The organism is Pseudomonas sp. NyZ480, assembly GCF_029537255.1.
Classification (GTDB): Bacteria; Pseudomonadota; Gammaproteobacteria; order Pseudomonadales; family Pseudomonadaceae; genus Aquipseudomonas; species Aquipseudomonas taiwanensis.
The window spans coordinates 5,140,147-5,156,074 of sequence record NZ_CP120626.1; the positions used below are offsets into that span (position 1 = coordinate 5,140,147).

Genomic DNA, 15,928 nt, shown 5'->3' on the forward strand with positions numbered 1-15,928 from the left:
CCCCATGAGGCCAAAAGCGCCCGCACAACCCATCATCGCGTAACAGTGTTTTACCGATTCTCCAGGTTTTCCCAACTGTCGCTTTGCCTATCCTAGGCCCGGTCATCCTGTCAGCGATGGATCCATGAAACACTCTCTTCCCAGCCGTTACGCCTGCCTGGCGACTTGCCTGATCTTCACCTTCGCCAGCCTCCCGTACCTTGGCCAACATGACTGGCTCTGGCCCGTCACGGTCATCACCGCGCTGCTCAGCCTGATCGGCCTCAACGACCTGCGCCAAAGCCATCACGCGGTGCGGCGCAACTACCCGATCCTGGGCAACATTCGCTACTTGATCGAAACCATCCGCCCGGAAATCCGCCAGTACCTGATCGAGGGCGATGACGACAAGCTGCCCTTCTCCCGTTCGCAGCGCTCGCTGGTGTACGCCCGGGCCAAGAACGAGAGCGCCGAGAAGGCATTCGGCACCCTCAACGATGCCTACAAGCCTGGCTTCGAGTTCATCAGCCACTCCATGGTGCCGGTGGCCACGCCTGACCCGGCGTCGTTCCGCATCGCCATCGGTGGTCCGCAGTGCCGGCTGCCGTACTCGGCGTCGATCTTCAACATCTCGGCCATGAGTTTCGGCGCACTCAGCGCCAACGCCATCGCCGCCCTCAACCAGGGCGCACGCATGGGGCGTTTCGCCCATGACACCGGCGAGGGCAGCATCAGCCCCTACCACCGCGAACACGGTGGCGACCTGATTTGGGAGATCGGCAGCGGCTACTTCGGTTGCCGGACCGAGGAGGGTCGCTTCGACCCTAAACGCTTCGCCGAGCAGGCGCGCTCGCCCCAGGTGAAGATGATCGAGGTCAAGCTCAGCCAAGGCGCCAAGCCTGGCCACGGCGGCATCCTGCCAGGGCACAAGGTCAGCCCGGAGATTGCCGCCACCCGTGGCGTGCGCGTTGGCGAAGACTGCATCTCACCCGCCGCCCACAGCGCCTTCCGCACGCCGGTGGAACTGCTCAAGTTCATCGCTAGCCTGCGTGAGTTGTCAGGGGGCAAACCCGTGGGGTTCAAGTTCTGCCTGGGCCACCCGTGGGAGTTCATGGCCATCGCCAAGGCCATGCTGGCCACCGGCATCACGCCTGATTTCATCGTCGTCGACGGCAAGGAAGGCGGCACCGGCGCGGCGCCACGCGAATTCAGCGACAACATGGGCGTGCCCATGCGTGAAGGCCTGATGTTCGTGCACAACACCCTGGTGGGCCTGAACCTGCGCAGCAGTATCCGCATCGGTGCCGCCGGCAAGATCGTCAGCGCCTTCGATATCGCCAGCGTGCTGGCCATCGGTGCCGATTGGGTCAACTCGGCGCGTGGCTTCATGTTCGCCATTGGCTGCATCCAGTCGCAAAGCTGCCATACCAACAAATGCCCGACCGGCGTCGCGACCCAGGACCCACTGCGTCAACGCGCCCTGGTGGTGCCGGACAAGGCCGAGCGCGTCGCCAGCTTCCACCGCAACACCTTGCACGCGCTGGCCGAGATGCTGGCCGCGGCGGGCCTGGAACACCCGTCGGAGCTCAAGCCCAAGCACCTGGCGCGGCGCATCAGCACCAGCGAAATCAGCCTGTTCTCGGACTTGCATCAGTTCCTCAAGCCAGGCGAATTGCTCAGTGGCTCGATCGAAAGTGAGTTCTACGCGCGGATGTGGCGCATGGCCCGCAGCGACAGCTTCGCGCCAGATACCGGTGAGGCCCTGGTGGCGCCAGCGGTGGCTGCGGTACGCCGAAACGAAACAGCCCCGGCATAGGCCGGGGCTGCTGGTGACGCGATCAGGATCAGAAGATGCTGATCGGGTACTCGACGAACACACGAACTTCGTTGCCGTCGTCCATGTAGTTGCCGTTCTGCTGGACAGCGTTGTTGGTACGCACGAACGAGCTACGCAGCTTGATCGACAGGTCCTTGGCCGGACCGTCTTGAACGACGTAACGGATCTGGTTGAAGATCTCGCGCTCTTTACCTTCACCGAAGCCTTGCGGGGCGCCGACCTTGCGGGTGTTGATGTTGTCACCCACGACGTAGGCCACTTTGTAGGTCAGACCCGGAATGCCGAAGGCACCGAAGTCCAGGCCATAGCCCAGCTGCCAGGAACGCTCGTCCTCGGCGTTGAAGTCGGACCAGTAGGAGTTGGCCAGGTAGATGGTCGAACCACCGTCACCCACGCCACCTTCGTTCTGGTACCAACCGTAGTTGTAGCCAGTGCTGCCGGTGCTGCGCTGGTGCGCAAGGGTGAAGGAGTGCGGGCCGTAGGCGTAGGTCGCAGCCAGGCTCCAGATGGTGTTGGAGTCGCCGTTAAGACCAGCGGACTGCACATACTTCTTGTCGATGTCCGACTTGTAGCCGTTGAAGTCCAGGGTCAGGGACTGGTCATTGGCGATCGGGAAGACGTAGTTCAGGCCCAGGTAGTGCTTCTTCATCACGTCTTCGTTGTCTGCGGTGTACAACGAAGCGGTGAAGTTATCGGTGAACTTGTAGCTACCGCCGAAGACGTTGATCGACTTCAGGCCGCCACCGTCACGACGCTCGGCACTCTTGCGCGCTTCCTGGGTGAAGCGGCCGGCGTTCAGCTCCAGGCCTTCGATCTCCTTGGAGGTGATCAGGGTGCCGGTGAAGCTTTCTGGCAGCAGACGTGCGTCGTCGTATTGCAGCACTGGCAGGGTTGGCATCTGGTCACCGTACTTGAGCACGGTGTTGGAGATGCGGAACTTCACGGCAGCGCCCGCACGGGCCAGATCATGCGGCGAGCTGGCATTGTCATCGGCGTTCTTGGTGTTGTGCGGTTTGAAGAAGTCGACGCCGGCACCGCCATTGTGACCTTTGCCGCCATCCAGACGCACGGCGTACAGGCCGAATGCGTCGACGCCGACACCAACGGTGCCTTGGGTGAAGCCAGAGGAGAAGTTGGCGATGAACGCTTGGCCCCATTCGATCTGGTCATCGGTACCGTGCTTCTTGTCACGGTTGATGTAAGCGTTACGCAGGAGAACGTTTGCGTGGCTGTCTTCGATGAAGCCCTTGCTTTCGGCCTGCTCGTTGGCCTGGGCCTGGGTCGCGGCGATCATCGCCAGCGCGACCAGGCTGATCCTGGTTTTCAACATGTTGTTTTCCTTATTTCTTAATCAAAAACGCTCTGCAATATGACGCCAGGAACCAACGCCCCTTCGTAGGTTCGACGCTTTGCGGATCCAAACTGAAAAGCCCGCCAATGGTCGGGTGGCGGGCCTTGTGCAGCAGCATGGCCATAGGTGGCCAGCAGGCGTTGGCCGAATCGTAGCCGCGTGCGATTACAAATGTCAAAAACTCGTGAAATGCAGGTTGATATAACCAAAATCACCCTAAGGTCTGGTGCATTTCAATGCAGGTGCCCGGTCAAGACAGACAATTTATCTCTGGCCGAGGAAAAATCGACCGGCCGAAGTGGACACTACCCACAGCGCTTGTTGAACAAGCCGAGGGGGAGCAGATACGCAAAAAGCGCACCCCAAAAAAAACGCCACCGCAAGTGCGGTGGCGTTCATTTGTTGACAGGTCAACCCCTGATCAATGCCATACGGCCAGCAGCGCTTCTAGCTCTGCATCGCTGATCAGCCCTTGGGGGTATCGCCCGTCCAGCAGGCGGCGAGGGTCGGTCGTCCTGACCCGTTTGCATCCATGGTGTTTCAACCACTGCGCCAGAATTTGGAGCGATTGGTGATCCACTGCCGATGGGGGCAATGCCGACTCACTTGCTGCATTCATCTTTCCACGTACTCCCTGGGCCCCGTGAGCGGCAAATTTACGTTGGTATTGTTACAGAACGGCACTTCCCGTCTGCTGGGTCTAAGCCCATGAAAAACAATACAAAACATATGCCATGTGGCCTGCCGAACATCTGCCGGAAACAAAAGGCCCGTCAATTGACGGGCCTTTTGTGGGAGTTGCGTATCAGCGCTTGACCGGTGCCGGTTGCTGTTGAGTCAGGCAGTGGATGTTGCCTCCGCCCAGCAGCAGTTCACGCCCCGGAATCATGACCACCTCGTGGTCCGGGAAGACCTTGGCCAGAATCGCTCTAGCCTGCGCATCTGCTGGGTCGTCGAAGCTTGGAGCAATGATGCCGCCGTTGACGATCAGGAAGTTCACATACGACCCTGCCAGGCGGACCGAGGGGTCGCGCTCCTGGCTACCCGCGACATGGTCGACGCCGTCACATTCTTCCTGGGTGGCGAACAGTGGGCCCGGAATCGGCATCTTGTGCACCACAAACTCGCGCCCTTTGGCGTCGCGGCTATTTTTTAGCACCTCATAGGCCGCGTGGCAGCGTGCATAGTTGGGATCGTTGGAATCATCGGTCCAGGCCAGTAACACTTCGCCTGGGCTGACGTAACAGCAGAAGTTGTCGACATGGCCGTCGGTTTCGTCGTTGTACAGGCCATCGGGAAGCCAGATGATGGTCTCGACCGACAGGTGCTCGCGCAGGATGTCTTCGATCTGCTCGCGGTTCAGGTGCGGGTTACGGTTACGGTTGAGCAGGCATTCCTCGGTGGTGATCAGGGTGCCTTCACCATCCACGTGAATCGAACCGCCCTCAAGCACGAAACCCTCGGTGTGGTAACGCTGGCAACGTTCCATTTCCAGGACCTTGGCCGCCAGCTCTTCATCGCGGTTCCACGGCGCGTACAGGCCCCCGTCGAAACCACCCCAGGCATTGAAGCCCCAGTCCACACCGCGCACTTCGCCATGGTCGTTGATGACGAAAGTCGGGCCGGTGTCGCGCACCCAGGCATCATCGTTGCTGATCTCAACCACACGGATGTTCGGCAGGTCGAGCTGACGACGGGCGTTCTCGTACTGGCCCGCGGAAACCGCCACGGTAACAGGCTCGAAGCGCGCGATGGCCTTGGCCAGGGTCACATGGGCGGCCTGCGCCGGCTTGCCACCCAGGCGCCAGTTGTCCGGACGCTCCGGCCAGACCATCCAGACCTGGCTCTGCGGCGCCCACTCGGCTGGCATGTGGAAGCCGTCGGCGCGGGGTGTCGAGTTAAGGGTTTTCATGGTTAACCTCTTGTAGAGCCCGGCGTGCTGGCCAGGGGTTGCGCTGTTCAGTTGTCTGCCAATTTAACCGATAAATATCGGCTTTAGAAGCCACAAGACCAACCGTTTAAGCATAAGAGAACGGAATCACGCCGATAACAATCGACTTAAATGTGTAACACAGCCACATTAAACCTGTCAGCAAAGCGGCCCCGCATCGCAAGCACTGAAGATGAAACCTCTTTCACATTTCACTTATCTCGCCCGCAAAATCGCCGATAAACAAGCGTTGAAGATGAAATGATGAGCGTGACCGCAAGCGCTGCCATGCTGGCAATCTAGGCTGCAAGAGGCCAGGGTGGCTAAATTGAACAGGGACTGACACGGTCGAATCAGAGCTCAGGGGGCCCGTTATCGCCATGAACATCATTGCCACCGACATCCCTGATGTGCTGATCATCGAACCCAAGGTCTTCGGCGACAGCCGCGGCTTTTTCTTCGAGAGTTTCAACGCCCGCGACTTCGCCAGGCAAACAGGTTTCACTTCGCCCTTCGTCCAGGACAACCACTCACGCTCTCGACGCGGTGTGCTGCGCGGGCTGCACTACCAGATCGACAACCCCCAGGGGAAATTGGTTCGGGTAACGCATGGCGAAGTGCTGGATGTGGCCGTGGACATTCGGCGCAGCTCGCCCACCTTCGGGCGTTGGGTGGCTACCCGACTGAGCGCCGATGGCCACCGCCAGTTCTGGATTCCCCCTGGGTTTGCCCATGGCTTCCAGGTGCTGAGCGAGTCGGCGGACTTCCTGTACAAGACCACCGATTACTACAACCCCGCCGCCGAACGTTGCATCCGCTGGGACGACCTTGAGCTTGCCATCGAGTGGGACAAGAAGTACCCGCCCATCCTTTCTGCCAAGGACCAGGCAGGCGCCCCGTTGAGCGAAGCGGATCTGTTCCCCTGAGTCGCGTGATGGCCGCAGGCGCTGATGACCTGCCGTAACTAGCGCATAATTGCGCCAGACTCTTCTGGCGCCTTTACGCGATGATTGCAAAACCCACGCCCCCTCGCCGCCCCCGCTGGCGCAGCCTGGCCCTGCTGGCCCTGTGCCTGGCTCCGTTGCTGTGGCCCCTGCACCACCTCGCCGAACGTTACTATCAGGACGAACTGGCCTCGCAGAACCGCCAGACCCTCGACCTGTATGTCGCGAACCTGCTCGGCACCCTGCACCGGTACGAGACCTTGCCGCAGATCCTCGGCGACCTGCCGGCGCTGCGCAACGTGCTGGCCGACCCGTTTCGCATAGAAGCGGTCACCAACGCCAATCGCTTGCTCAAGGACATCGTCCACCAGACCGGTGCCGAGGTGATGTACCTGATGGACGTGAGTGGCAACACCCTGGCCGCGTCGAACTGGGACAAGCACGACAGCTTCGTCGGCCGTAACTTCGCCTTCCGCCCGTACTTCATCGAAGCCATGGAAGGACGTCTGGGGCGCTTCTTCGGTCAGGGCACCACCTCGGCCAAACGCGGCTACTTCTTCGCCGCGGCCGTGCGCGACCGCGAACGGGTGGTCGGCGTGCTGGTGGTCAAGGTCGACCTGGACCACACCGAAACCCTTTGGGGCCGGACGCCCGAGCAACTGCTGCTGACCGACCAGAACGGCGTGGTGGTGCTGACCTCGCGGCCAGACTGGCGTTTCCGTTCCACCCGTGAGCTGACCGAGGCCGAACGCCAGGCGATCATCGCCATCCAGCCCTACCCGACCCAGGCGCCGCAGCCGTTGACCCTGGACCCTCAGGCCTGGCTGATCCAGACCCGCGACATCAAGGAAACCGGCTGGCAAGTCAGTATTCTCGCCCCACGCATCCTGGTCGACCGCTCGGTGCAGACCGTCATGGCCATCGGTGGCGGCGCCTTGCTGGTGCTGATGTTGCTGGCCGGGCTGGTAATGCAGCGACGACGCCACTATATCGATCGCATCGACTTCGAGGCACGTGGCCGCCAAGAGCTCGAAAAGCGTGTGATGGAACGTACCGCCGACCTCGAAGGCCTCAACGCCCGCCTCAAAAGCGCGGTGCTCGAACGTGAGAATGCCCAGCAGGAATTGGTCCGTGCCCAGGACGAACTGGTCCAGGCCGGCAAGCTGTCGGTGCTCGGTACCATGTCGGCGAGCATCAGCCATGAGCTCAACCAGCCCCTGGCCGCGATCCGCAGCTACGCGGAAAACGCCGAGATCCTGCTCGACCACCAGCGCACCGAAGATGCCCGCGGCAACCTCAAGCTGATCGGCGAGCTGACCGGGCGCATGGCTTCGATCATCGCCCACCTGCGTGCGTTCGCCCGGCGCGATCGCCATGCCCCGGAGAGCGTGGCCCTGCAGCCGGCCCTGGATGATGCCCTGGCCCTGCTGGCCAAGCGTCGGCGCGCCATGGCCGTGGAACTGATCCGCGACCTGCCGGACGCCACCCTTTGGGTGCAGGCCGGTGAAACCCGCCTGCGCCAGGTGCTCGGTAACCTGCTGGCCAACGCCCTCGATGCACTGACCGAAAAAGCCAACCCACGTCGACTTTGGTTGAGTGCCGAAAAGCGTGACGACTACGTCTACCTGTACATTCGCGACAATGGCCCAGGTTTCAGCCGCCAGGCCCTGGAGCATGCCAAGGAGCCATTCTTCACCACCAAGACCCGCACCCAAGGCCTGGGCCTGGGCCTGGCTATCTGCGAAAGCCTGATGCGCGCCCTGGGTGGCGAACTGCTGCTCGGCAACCACCCGGAAGGTGGCGCCCTGCTGACCTTGCAGCTGCGTGTGGCCAAGCCTGGCGCCAACCTGCAACCTTCGGAGGACCCCTCGGCATGACGACCGAGACATTCATCGACAGCCACGCCCAGGTCATTCTGGTGGACGACGATCCACACCTGCGCCAGGCCCTGAGCCAGACCCTCGACCTGGCGGGGCTGAAGGTGGTCGCCCTGGCCGATGCACAGGACCTGGCCGGGCGCATCGAGCCTGACTGGCCGGGGGTGGTGGTCAGCGATATCCGCATGCCTGGCATCGATGGCCTGCAACTGCTGGAACAACTGCACGGGCGCGACAACGAGCTGCCGGTGCTGCTGATCACCGGCCACGGCGATGTGCCGCTGGCGGTACAGGCCATGCGCGCCGGGGCCTACGACTTTCTGGAAAAGCCGTTCGCCACCGATGCCTTGCTCGATAGCGTGCGCCGCGCCCTGGCCTTGCGCCGCCTGGTGCTGGACAACCGTAGCCTGCGTCTGGCCCTGAGCGACCGTCAGCAGCTGTCCACTCGCCTGGTTGGCCAGTCGCCCGCCATGCAGCGCCTGCGCGAGCAGATCGGCGCCCTGGCCGGTACCCGCGCGGATGTCCTGATTCTGGGCGAGACTGGCGCCGGCAAAGAGGTGGTCGCACGTGCCCTGCATGACCTTTCCAGCCGCCGCGATGGGCCGTTCGTGGCGATCAACGCCGGGGCGCTGGCCGAGTCGGTGGTGGAAAGCGAACTGTTCGGCCATGAGCCGGGCGCCTTCACTGGCGCGCAAAAACGCCGCATCGGCAAGTTCGAGTTCGCCAATGGTGGCACGCTGTTCCTCGACGAAATCGAGAGCATGAGCCTGGATGTGCAGGTCAAGCTGCTGCGCCTGCTGCAAGAACGCGTGGTCGAACGCCTGGGCGGCAACCAGCTTATCCCGCTGGATATCCGCGTGATCGCTGCCACCAAGGAAGACTTGCGCCAGTCCGCCGACCAGGGCCGCTTCCGCGCCGACCTTTACTACCGCCTGAACGTCGCCCCGCTGCGTATCCCGCCACTGCGTGAACGCGGCGACGATATTCTGGTGCTGTTCCAGCATTTCGCCGATGCCGCCAGCCAGCGCCACGGTCTTGCGCCACACAGCCTGCAACCGGCGCAACGCGCCATGCTGCTGCGCCACGACTGGCCAGGCAATGTGCGCGAACTGCAGAACGCCGCCGAGCGTTTCGCCCTGGGCCTGGAGCTGGCCCTCGACGGCCAGTTGCCAGCCGCGACGGCACCGGCAGCCCCGGTGCTCAGCGGCAATCTCAGCGAACAGGTCGAACAGTTCGAACGCTCGCTGATCGCCGCCGAGCTGGCCCAGCCGCACAGCTCGATGCGCAGCCTGGCCGAAGCCCTTGGCATCCCCCGCAAGACCCTGCACGACAAGCTGCGCAAGCATGGCCTTAGCTTCGAAGGCGCCAGCAGCGGAAACGACGACCAAGAGGACCCTCGCCCATGACCACCGACAGCCAGTACCTGCAGTCCGTACTGCACCATGACATTCCCCTGACCCGCGAAATGGGGCTGGAAGTCGTTGGCTGGCAAAATCACTGCCTGCAGCTGCAACTGCCGCTGGAGGCCAACGTCAACCACAAGAGCACCATGTTTGGCGGCAGTCTGTATTGCGCCGCGGTGCTGGTAGGTTGGGGCTGGTTGCACCTGCGTCTACGCGAGCTGGGCATCGATGACGGCCACATCGTCATTCAGGAAGGCCAGATCAGCTATCCGCTGCCGGTGACGGGTGCGGCCCAGGCGCGGTGCCCGGCGCCAGACGACAAGACCTGGGAGCGGTTCATCACGCTGTATCAGCGTCGCGGACGGGCGCGGCTGACGCTGGAAACCACCGTCAGCAATCTTGGCAGCGACGAGCCTGCGGTGCGTTTCAGCGGGCAGTACGTACTGCATCGCTAAAGCAGCAGATCGCCGGCAAGCCGGCGATCGACCCGCACACCATCAACGTTTGACACAGTGCTCGATGAACGCCTCACGCCAGCTGGCAGCGGCCGGCAAGGCCAGGAAGAAGGGGTTGAGCAGCGACTCCCGCGCGGGATAGCGAAATGGCTGACCGTCCACTTCGATGACCTCGCCGCCCGCACCCTCCACGACACCCTGGGCAGCTGCCGTGTCCCATTGCGAAGTCGGCGCCAGACGCGGGTAGCAATCGGCGCTCCCCTCAGCCAGCAGGCAAAACTTCAGGGAGCTGCCGATATTGGCCAGTTCCAGCTCACCGACAGTGCCTCCCAACCCCGCCAGTAGCGCCTCCTGCTGAGGGCTGGAATGACGACGGCTGGCCACCACCGTGAAACGGCTACCGGCAGGCGGCGTGTTGCGCACCCGAATAGACAGGGGATCGGCACCTGGATCGGCACGCCAGGCACCGAACTGCCGACCACCGAAGTAGCAGCGACCATTGGTCGGCATGGCCACCACGCCAAACACCACCTCGCCTTCCTCGATCAGGGCGATATTGACCGTGAACTCTTCGCTGCCGGCGATGAACTCCTTGGTGCCATCCAGCGGGTCGACCAACCACCAGCGCGTCCAGCCCTGGCGCTCGGTCAGCGGGATGTTGCAGTCCTCTTCCGACAGCACGGGAATGTGCGGCGCCAGGGCCGCCAGGCCGTCGGCGATGACCCGGTGCGCTGCCAGGTCGGCAGCCGTCACCGGCGAATCGTCGGCCTTGGCGGTCACCGCTACGTCCGACTGCCAGAACGGCAAGATAGCCTCGCCCGCCTGCACGGCCAGCTTCACCACTTCATGCATCAGCTGTTGGTCGTTCATGCGTCGAGCAGCCCCCGCTGGATCAGCAGGTCGCGGGCCAGGTACAGCGCCGCCAGCGCCCTGCCCTCGGTGAACTGCGGGTGCATGGCCAAGGCGGACAACTCGCGCAGGTTGACCTTGTCGACCCGCATCGGCTCCGGCTCGTCACCTTCCAGGCGCTCTTCGTACAAGTCAGTGGCCAATACCACCTGGATCTTCTGGCTCATGTAGCCCGGCGACAGCGACAGCTCGGTCAGGTGCTCAAGCTGCCGAGCGCCGAAACCGGCTTCTTCCTTGAGCTCACGGTCAGCCGCCGCCAGCACGTCTTCGCCCGGTTCGATCAGGCCTTTGGGCAGCGACAGCTCGTACTCGTCGGTACCGCCGCAATACTCTTCGACCAACACCGCGTGCTCTGCATCGAGCATAGCCACCACCATCACCGCGCCGTAACCGTTGCCTCGGCCCACCAAGCGCTCGTAAGTGCGCTCGTTGCCGTTGGCGAAGCGCAACTGCACGGCCTCGACGCGAAACAGGCGGCTGCTGGCGACGATCTCGCGATTGAGGACGGTAGGTTTCTGGCGCATGGGGCGGCTCCTTGGCGTGAACGGGTTACTATACCGTGGCTTGCCGACTGATCGAGAGTTTCCCATGCCTGTTCTTCCCTGGTCCGCCATCGATACCGTCCTGCTGGACATGGATGGCACACTGCTCGACCTGCACTACGACAACCGTTTCTGGCTGGACCACCTGCCCCAGCGCTACGCCGAACTGCATGGGGTGAGCCGGGCCATGGCGGAACTGGAGCTGCAACCGTTGTTCGAGCGCAACGCCGGTACGCTCAACTGGTACTGCCTGGATTTCTGGAGTCGCGAACTGAACCTGCCGATCCGCGAACTCAAACGCGAAATCGCCCACCTGATCGCCCTGCGACCCGATGCCGACACCTTCCTGGCGGCAGTCCGCAAGGCAGGCAAGCGGGTGGTAATGATCACCAATGCCCACCGCGACTCGCTGTCGCTGAAACTGGAGCGTGTGGAGCTGGCGTGTTACTTCGAGCGGCTGATCAGCTCCCATGACTATGGGTACCCAAAGGAAAGCCCGCAATTCTGGGACGCACTGCAAGCCGATATCGGTTTCGATCCGGCCCGTAGCCTGTTCATCGACGACACCCTGGCGATTCTGCGCAGTGCACGACGGTTTGGCGTGGGGCATCTGCTGGCGGTACGCCAACCCGACAGCCAGGCAGCCCCGCGGGACACCCAGGAGTTTGCGGCGGTCGAGGATTACCGGGAATTACTGGCCGGGCTGTAGCACCGTGATCGACGCCAAGCCTTCCCCTGCACGAGCCGGCTTGGCCTCGATAGCACCACCCGATCAGTCCGGAATCCGCAGCACCTGCCCCGGATAGATCTTGTCAGGGTGCTTGAGCATCGGCTTGTTCGCCTCGAAGATCTTGTTGTACTGGTTGGCATCGCCATATTCGGCTTTGGCGATGGCACTGAGGGTGTCACCCTTCTTGACCGTGACGAACCGCGCGGCCTGGGCAACCGGCCCGGTGACGGTGATCTGGTCCTCGACAGTGGCCACTCCGGCGATATTGCCGGCTGCCAGAATGATCTTTTCCTTTTCCTCCTGGCTGGCCACCTCGCCCTTGAGGATGATCTTGTCTCCTTCCACAGTGGCGCTGATGTTCGGGTTTCCCAGCCCGACGGTCTCCACATGCTTCTTGAGCTGTTCCTCGGCCTTGGCATTGCCGGGGGTCAGCAGGTCGATCAACTTCTCGCCGGCTTCCTTCACGAAACTGAACAGGCTCATGACGCGCTCCTTGTTGATGAAACCTCGGAGCCAGGAGTCTAGGCCAGGATCGCCGCCCCCGCTCCCCTGCGACCAATCGACGCGCTCTATCAAGGCATAGACCCTAGCGATTAGACGTGGGCAGCCCACGCGCCTAGGCTTGTGCTATCAAAAAGCCGTCGAAAGCCAGCTCCGATGAAAAGCAAGCCTCCGGTCTGCGCGGCCTCCACACCCCTGTCCATGCCGGCCGCCAGCAATACCTACGATTACGTGCAGCTCGACGATGGCGAACGAGCCAGCACCCCGCTTGCCGAGGAAGTCGCCCTGGCCATCGCCTACAACGGCCTCAATCAGGCCGTGATGCTGGTCAGCCCCACCGACCTTGAGGACTTCGCGGTCGGCTTCAGTGTCGGCAGTGGCATCGTCGAAGGCACAGCGGAAATCTACGACCTCAAGCTCTCGGGCAGCGGCTCGGCCATGTATGCCGACATCGAGATATCCAGCCGCGCCTTCTGGAACCTGAAGAACCAACGCCGTCAGTTGGCCGGCACCAGTGGCTGCGGCCTGTGCGGGGTCGAGGCCCTGGAACAGGCCTTGCCAGAGTTGACCGAGTTGCCCGGCGCGCCCCTGCCGCCGGCGGCCTGGCTGGTCGGCCTGCGCCAGCGTATCGACCAGTTCCAGCCCTTGGGGCAGCACTGTGGGGCGGTACACGCCGCACTGTTCATGGACCGTAACGGCGAGTTGCTGCTCGGCCGTGAAGACATCGGCCGACACAACGCCCTGGACAAGCTGATCGGCGCGCTGCTGCGTCGGGAAATCAGCACCGACGGCGGCCTGGCCATCGTCACCAGCCGCTGCAGCCTGGAACTGATCCAGAAAGTCCTGCGCGCCGGGATCCAGACCCTGGTGAGCCTCTCGGCCCCGACCGGCCTGGCCCTGCAGTGGGCGCGCAAGCACAACCTCAACCTCATCCACCTGCCCAAACACAGCGCACCGCGGGTCTACAGCCCAGCGGCGGAGTCGTAACAGTCGTGACCTCTTACCAGCACCTTCCAGACAACGCCCCAGCTTCCACCCCTCGCTACAAGCCCTATGACGGCCCCGCCGGAGGCTGGGGCGCGCTGCGCAGCGTGGCCAAGGCCTGGGTCGCGAGCGACAACGCGCTGAAGAACATTCGCGCACTGCTCAAGACCAACCAGAACGGCGGCTTCGACTGCCCCGGCTGCGCCTGGGGCGACTCGCCCGAAAGCGGCATGGTCAAGTTCTGCGAGAACGGCGCCAAGGCGGTCAACTGGGAAGCCACCAAGCGTCGGGTGGATGCGGCCTTCTTTGCACGCTACAGCGTGAGCGCATTGCTCGAACAAAGCGACTACTGGCTCGAATACCAGGGCCGCCTGACCGAGCCAATGGTTTACGATCCGGCCAGCGACCGTTACCGACCTATCGCCTGGGACGACGCTTTCGCCCTGATCGCCCGCGAGCTGAACGCCCTGCTCACCCCCGATCAAGCTGAGTTCTATACCTCGGGCAGGGCCAGCAACGAAGCGGCATTCCTCTACCAGCTGTTCGTGCGCGCCTACGGCACCAACAACTTCCCCGACTGTTCGAACATGTGCCACGAGGCCAGCGGCGTAGCCTTGAGCCAGAGCGTCGGGGTCGGCAAGGGTACCGTCACCTTCGACGACTTCGAGCATGCCGACGCGATCTTCGTCTGGGGCCAGAACCCCGGCACCAACCATCCACGCATGCTCGACCCACTGCGCGATGCGGTCAAACGCGGCGCCCAGGTGGTGTGCGTCAACCCGCTCAAGGAACGTGGCCTGGAACGCTTCCAGCATCCGCAAAACCCGCTGGAAATGCTGACCAACAGCGACCGCCCGACCAATACCGCCTTTTTCCGCCCGGCCCTGGGCGGCGACATGGCGATGCTGCGCGGCATGGCCAAGTTCGTCCTGCAGTGGGAGCGCGAAGCCCAGGCCAAGGGCGAGCCAGCCGTATTCGACCATGCCTTCATCGCCGAGCACGGCCATGGCGTCGATGAGTACCTGGCAGCAGTGGATGCCACCTCGTGGGAGCATATCCAGGCCCAGTCCGGCCTGGCCCTTGCCGACATCGAGCTGGCAGCGCGCATGTATTGCCGCGGCAAGCGCGTGATCATGTGCTGGGCGATGGGCATCACCCAGCATCGCCATTCGGTGCCAACCATCCAGGAAATCGTCAACTTGCAGATGCTGCGCGGCAACATCGGTGTACCAGGCGCCGGCCTGTGCCCGGTTCGTGGCCACAGCAACGTGCAGGGCGACCGCACCATGGGCATCAACGAACGCCCACCGGCAGCGCTGCTCGATGCCATCGAGAAGCGCTTCAACTTCCGTGTGCCACGCCACAATGGCCACAATACCGTCGAGGCGATCCACGCCATGCTCGATGGCCGGGCCAAGGTGTTCATCGGCCTGGGTGGCAACTTCGCCCAAGCCACGCCGGACACCGAGCGCACCGCTCAGGCCCTGCGCAACTGCGAGCTGACCGTGCACATCAGCACCAAGCTCAACCGCAGCCACCTGATCCATGGCAAGCAAGCGCTGATTCTGCCGTGCCTGGGCCGCACCGACATCGACCTGCAGAGCGAAGGCCCGCAAGCGGTCACTGTGGAAGACTCGTTCAGCATGGTCCACGCCTCCAACGGCCAGCTCAAGCCGCTGTCGACCCTGATGCGTTCGGAACCAGCCGTTATCGCCGGCATCGCCGCCGCCACACTGGGCAAGCGTCCGGTGGACTGGCACTGGCTGGTGGCCGACTACGACCGTATTCGCAACCTGATCGGCGACACCATTGCCGGTTTCAGCGGCTTCAACGAGCGCCTTCGTCATCCCGGCGGCTTCTACCTGGGTAACAGCGCCAGCAGCCGTGAGTGGAAAACCAACACCGGTCGCGCCAACTTCAAGGCCAACCTGCTACCGGACACTTTGCTCGATGAGCGCGTCCGGGCCAGCGGCCAGTTGCCCGACCTGATCATGCAGTCGATGCGCTCGCACGACCAGTACAACACCACGATCTACGGCCTGGATGACCGCTACAGGGGGGTACGTGGTCAGCGCGAAGTACTGTTCGCCAACGAAGCGGACATCATCCGGCTGGGCTTCCAGCCGGGGCAAAAGGTCGACATCGTCTCATTGTGGGGGGATGATCATGTACGCCGTGTGCACGGGTTCACGTTGCTGGCGTTCGACATCCCGGCTGGCCAGGCAGCGGCTTACTATCCGGAAGTGAACCCGCTGATTCCGCTTGAGAGCATCGGTGAGGGCAGCCATACGCCAACCTCCAAATTCGTCGCCATCAAACTGGAGCGAGCGCGGGATGATGGTCGTATTCTGTAGGCACCGGCTGGGCGACGATCAGGCCTGAAAACGCACCTGCGAAAACGAAAAAAGCCCTGTCCGTAATGGCTCAGGGCTTTTGTCATAACAGCCTAAGACAAGCGAAAATCGAGAAAGTTTCAGCGAAAAAAC

General features: G+C 62.8%; 14 protein-coding genes. 8 read left to right on the forward strand and 6 right to left on the reverse strand.

Translation table 11 applies throughout. The features are described from left to right. The first annotated feature begins 124 nt into the window (after positions 1 to 124). Complete coding sequence (locus P3R38_RS23640) at positions 125 to 1,795, forward strand: FMN-binding glutamate synthase family protein (protein WP_023382874.1); 1,671 nt, start codon at positions 125 to 127, stop codon at positions 1,793 to 1,795. Between the two features lie 28 nt (positions 1,796 to 1,823). On the opposite strand, the gene P3R38_RS23645 is transcribed toward P3R38_RS23640, so the two are convergent. The 3 genes from P3R38_RS23645 to aguA all read right to left on the reverse strand — a co-directional run bounded on the left by P3R38_RS23645 (position 1,824) and on the right by aguA (position 5,079). Then, entirely contained in the window at positions 1,824 to 3,146 is a 1,323-nt protein-coding gene (locus P3R38_RS23645; protein WP_023382875.1) for an OprD family porin, read from the reverse strand. A gap of 442 nt (positions 3,147 to 3,588) precedes the next feature. Next, positions 3,589 to 3,786: a hypothetical protein gene (locus tag P3R38_RS23650; RefSeq protein WP_081669664.1), complete on the reverse strand. Its 198-nt coding sequence runs from the start codon at positions 3,784 to 3,786 to the stop codon at positions 3,589 to 3,591. Positions 3,787 to 3,972: 186 nt separating this feature from the next. Next, entirely contained in the window at positions 3,973 to 5,079 is a 1,107-nt protein-coding gene (aguA, locus tag P3R38_RS23655; RefSeq protein WP_023382876.1) for an agmatine deiminase, read from the reverse strand. 398 nt (positions 5,080 to 5,477) lie between these two features. Between aguA and rfbC the strand changes: the two genes are divergently transcribed. From rfbC to P3R38_RS23675, 4 genes are all read left to right on the forward strand, one after another. Then, positions 5,478 to 6,023, forward strand: a complete 546-nt coding sequence (gene rfbC / locus P3R38_RS23660; RefSeq protein ID WP_023382877.1) for a dTDP-4-dehydrorhamnose 3,5-epimerase — start codon at positions 5,478 to 5,480, stop codon at positions 6,021 to 6,023. A gap of 80 nt (positions 6,024 to 6,103) precedes the next feature. Then, complete coding sequence (locus P3R38_RS23665) at positions 6,104 to 7,918, forward strand: ATP-binding protein (protein WP_027907229.1); 1,815 nt, start codon at positions 6,104 to 6,106, stop codon at positions 7,916 to 7,918. After that, a complete protein-coding gene (locus tag P3R38_RS23670) occupies positions 7,915 to 9,324 on the forward strand; it encodes a sigma-54 dependent transcriptional regulator (RefSeq protein WP_023382879.1) in 1,410 nt (469 codons plus the stop codon). The genes P3R38_RS23665 and P3R38_RS23670 overlap by 4 nt, the downstream gene beginning before the upstream one ends. Continuing rightward, entirely contained in the window at positions 9,321 to 9,776 is a 456-nt protein-coding gene (locus P3R38_RS23675) for a YiiD C-terminal domain-containing protein (protein ID WP_023382880.1), read from the forward strand. Before P3R38_RS23670 ends, P3R38_RS23675 begins: the two co-directional genes overlap by 4 nt. Positions 9,777 to 9,818: 42 nt before the next feature. Here the strand turns inward: P3R38_RS23675 and cysQ are convergent, their stop codons facing one another. Beyond that, positions 9,819 to 10,646, reverse strand: a complete 828-nt coding sequence (cysQ, locus tag P3R38_RS23680; RefSeq protein WP_023382881.1) for a 3'(2'),5'-bisphosphate nucleotidase CysQ — start codon at positions 10,644 to 10,646, stop codon at positions 9,819 to 9,821. After that, positions 10,643 to 11,209, reverse strand: coding sequence for an ADP compounds hydrolase NudE (nudE, locus tag P3R38_RS23685; protein WP_023382882.1), 567 nt, complete (start codon positions 11,207 to 11,209; stop codon positions 10,643 to 10,645). The genes cysQ and nudE overlap by 4 nt, the downstream gene beginning before the upstream one ends. Positions 11,210 to 11,273: 64 nt before the next feature. Here nudE and yrfG point away from each other — a divergent pair, with 64 nt between their 5' ends. Beyond that, positions 11,274 to 11,936 carry a GMP/IMP nucleotidase gene (gene yrfG, locus P3R38_RS23690; protein ID WP_023382883.1) on the forward strand — a complete coding sequence of 221 codons (663 nt, stop codon included), beginning with the start codon at positions 11,274 to 11,276 and terminating at the stop codon, positions 11,934 to 11,936. 63 nt (positions 11,937 to 11,999) lie between these two features. Here the strand turns inward: yrfG and lysM are convergent, their stop codons facing one another. Continuing rightward, the gene (gene lysM, locus P3R38_RS23695; RefSeq protein ID WP_023382884.1) at positions 12,000 to 12,440 is read right to left on the reverse strand and encodes a peptidoglycan-binding protein LysM; all 441 of its coding nucleotides are present in this window, start codon (positions 12,438 to 12,440) and stop codon (positions 12,000 to 12,002) included. 174 nt (positions 12,441 to 12,614) lie between these two features. Between lysM and fdhD the strand changes: the two genes are divergently transcribed. Both fdhD and P3R38_RS23705 read left to right on the forward strand, forming a co-directional pair. Continuing rightward, positions 12,615 to 13,445 carry a formate dehydrogenase accessory sulfurtransferase FdhD gene (gene fdhD, locus P3R38_RS23700; RefSeq protein ID WP_277686663.1) on the forward strand — a complete coding sequence of 277 codons (831 nt, stop codon included), beginning with the start codon at positions 12,615 to 12,617 and terminating at the stop codon, positions 13,443 to 13,445. A 5-nt stretch (positions 13,446 to 13,450) separates the two neighbouring features. Further along, positions 13,451 to 15,796, forward strand: coding sequence for an FdhF/YdeP family oxidoreductase (locus P3R38_RS23705; protein WP_023382886.1), 2,346 nt, complete (start codon positions 13,451 to 13,453; stop codon positions 15,794 to 15,796). Positions 15,797 to 15,928: the final 132 nt, after the last annotated feature.

Coding starts and splice junctions, on each gene's coding strand:
- rfbC (WP_023382877.1), top strand. CDS start 5,478: ATGAACATCATTGCCACCGACATCCCTGATGTGCTGATCATCGAACCC.
- yrfG (WP_023382883.1), top strand. CDS start 11,274: ATGCCTGTTCTTCCCTGGTCCGCCATCGATACCGTCCTGCTGGACATG.
- P3R38_RS23640 (WP_023382874.1), top strand. CDS start 125: ATGAAACACTCTCTTCCCAGCCGTTACGCCTGCCTGGCGACTTGCCTG.
- nudE (WP_023382882.1), bottom strand. CDS start 11,209: ATGCGCCAGAAACCTACCGTCCTCAATCGCGAGATCGTCGCCAGCAGC.
- P3R38_RS23645 (WP_023382875.1), bottom strand. CDS start 3,146: ATGTTGAAAACCAGGATCAGCCTGGTCGCGCTGGCGATGATCGCCGCG.
- cysQ (WP_023382881.1), bottom strand. CDS start 10,646: ATGAACGACCAACAGCTGATGCATGAAGTGGTGAAGCTGGCCGTGCAG.
- fdhD (WP_277686663.1), top strand. CDS start 12,615: ATGAAAAGCAAGCCTCCGGTCTGCGCGGCCTCCACACCCCTGTCCATG.
- lysM (WP_023382884.1), bottom strand. CDS start 12,440: ATGAGCCTGTTCAGTTTCGTGAAGGAAGCCGGCGAGAAGTTGATCGAC.
- P3R38_RS23665 (WP_027907229.1), top strand. CDS start 6,104: ATGATTGCAAAACCCACGCCCCCTCGCCGCCCCCGCTGGCGCAGCCTG.
- P3R38_RS23675 (WP_023382880.1), top strand. CDS start 9,321: ATGACCACCGACAGCCAGTACCTGCAGTCCGTACTGCACCATGACATT.
- P3R38_RS23670 (WP_023382879.1), top strand. CDS start 7,915: ATGACGACCGAGACATTCATCGACAGCCACGCCCAGGTCATTCTGGTG.
- P3R38_RS23650 (WP_081669664.1), bottom strand. CDS start 3,786: ATGAATGCAGCAAGTGAGTCGGCATTGCCCCCATCGGCAGTGGATCAC.
- aguA (WP_023382876.1), bottom strand. CDS start 5,079: ATGAAAACCCTTAACTCGACACCCCGCGCCGACGGCTTCCACATGCCA.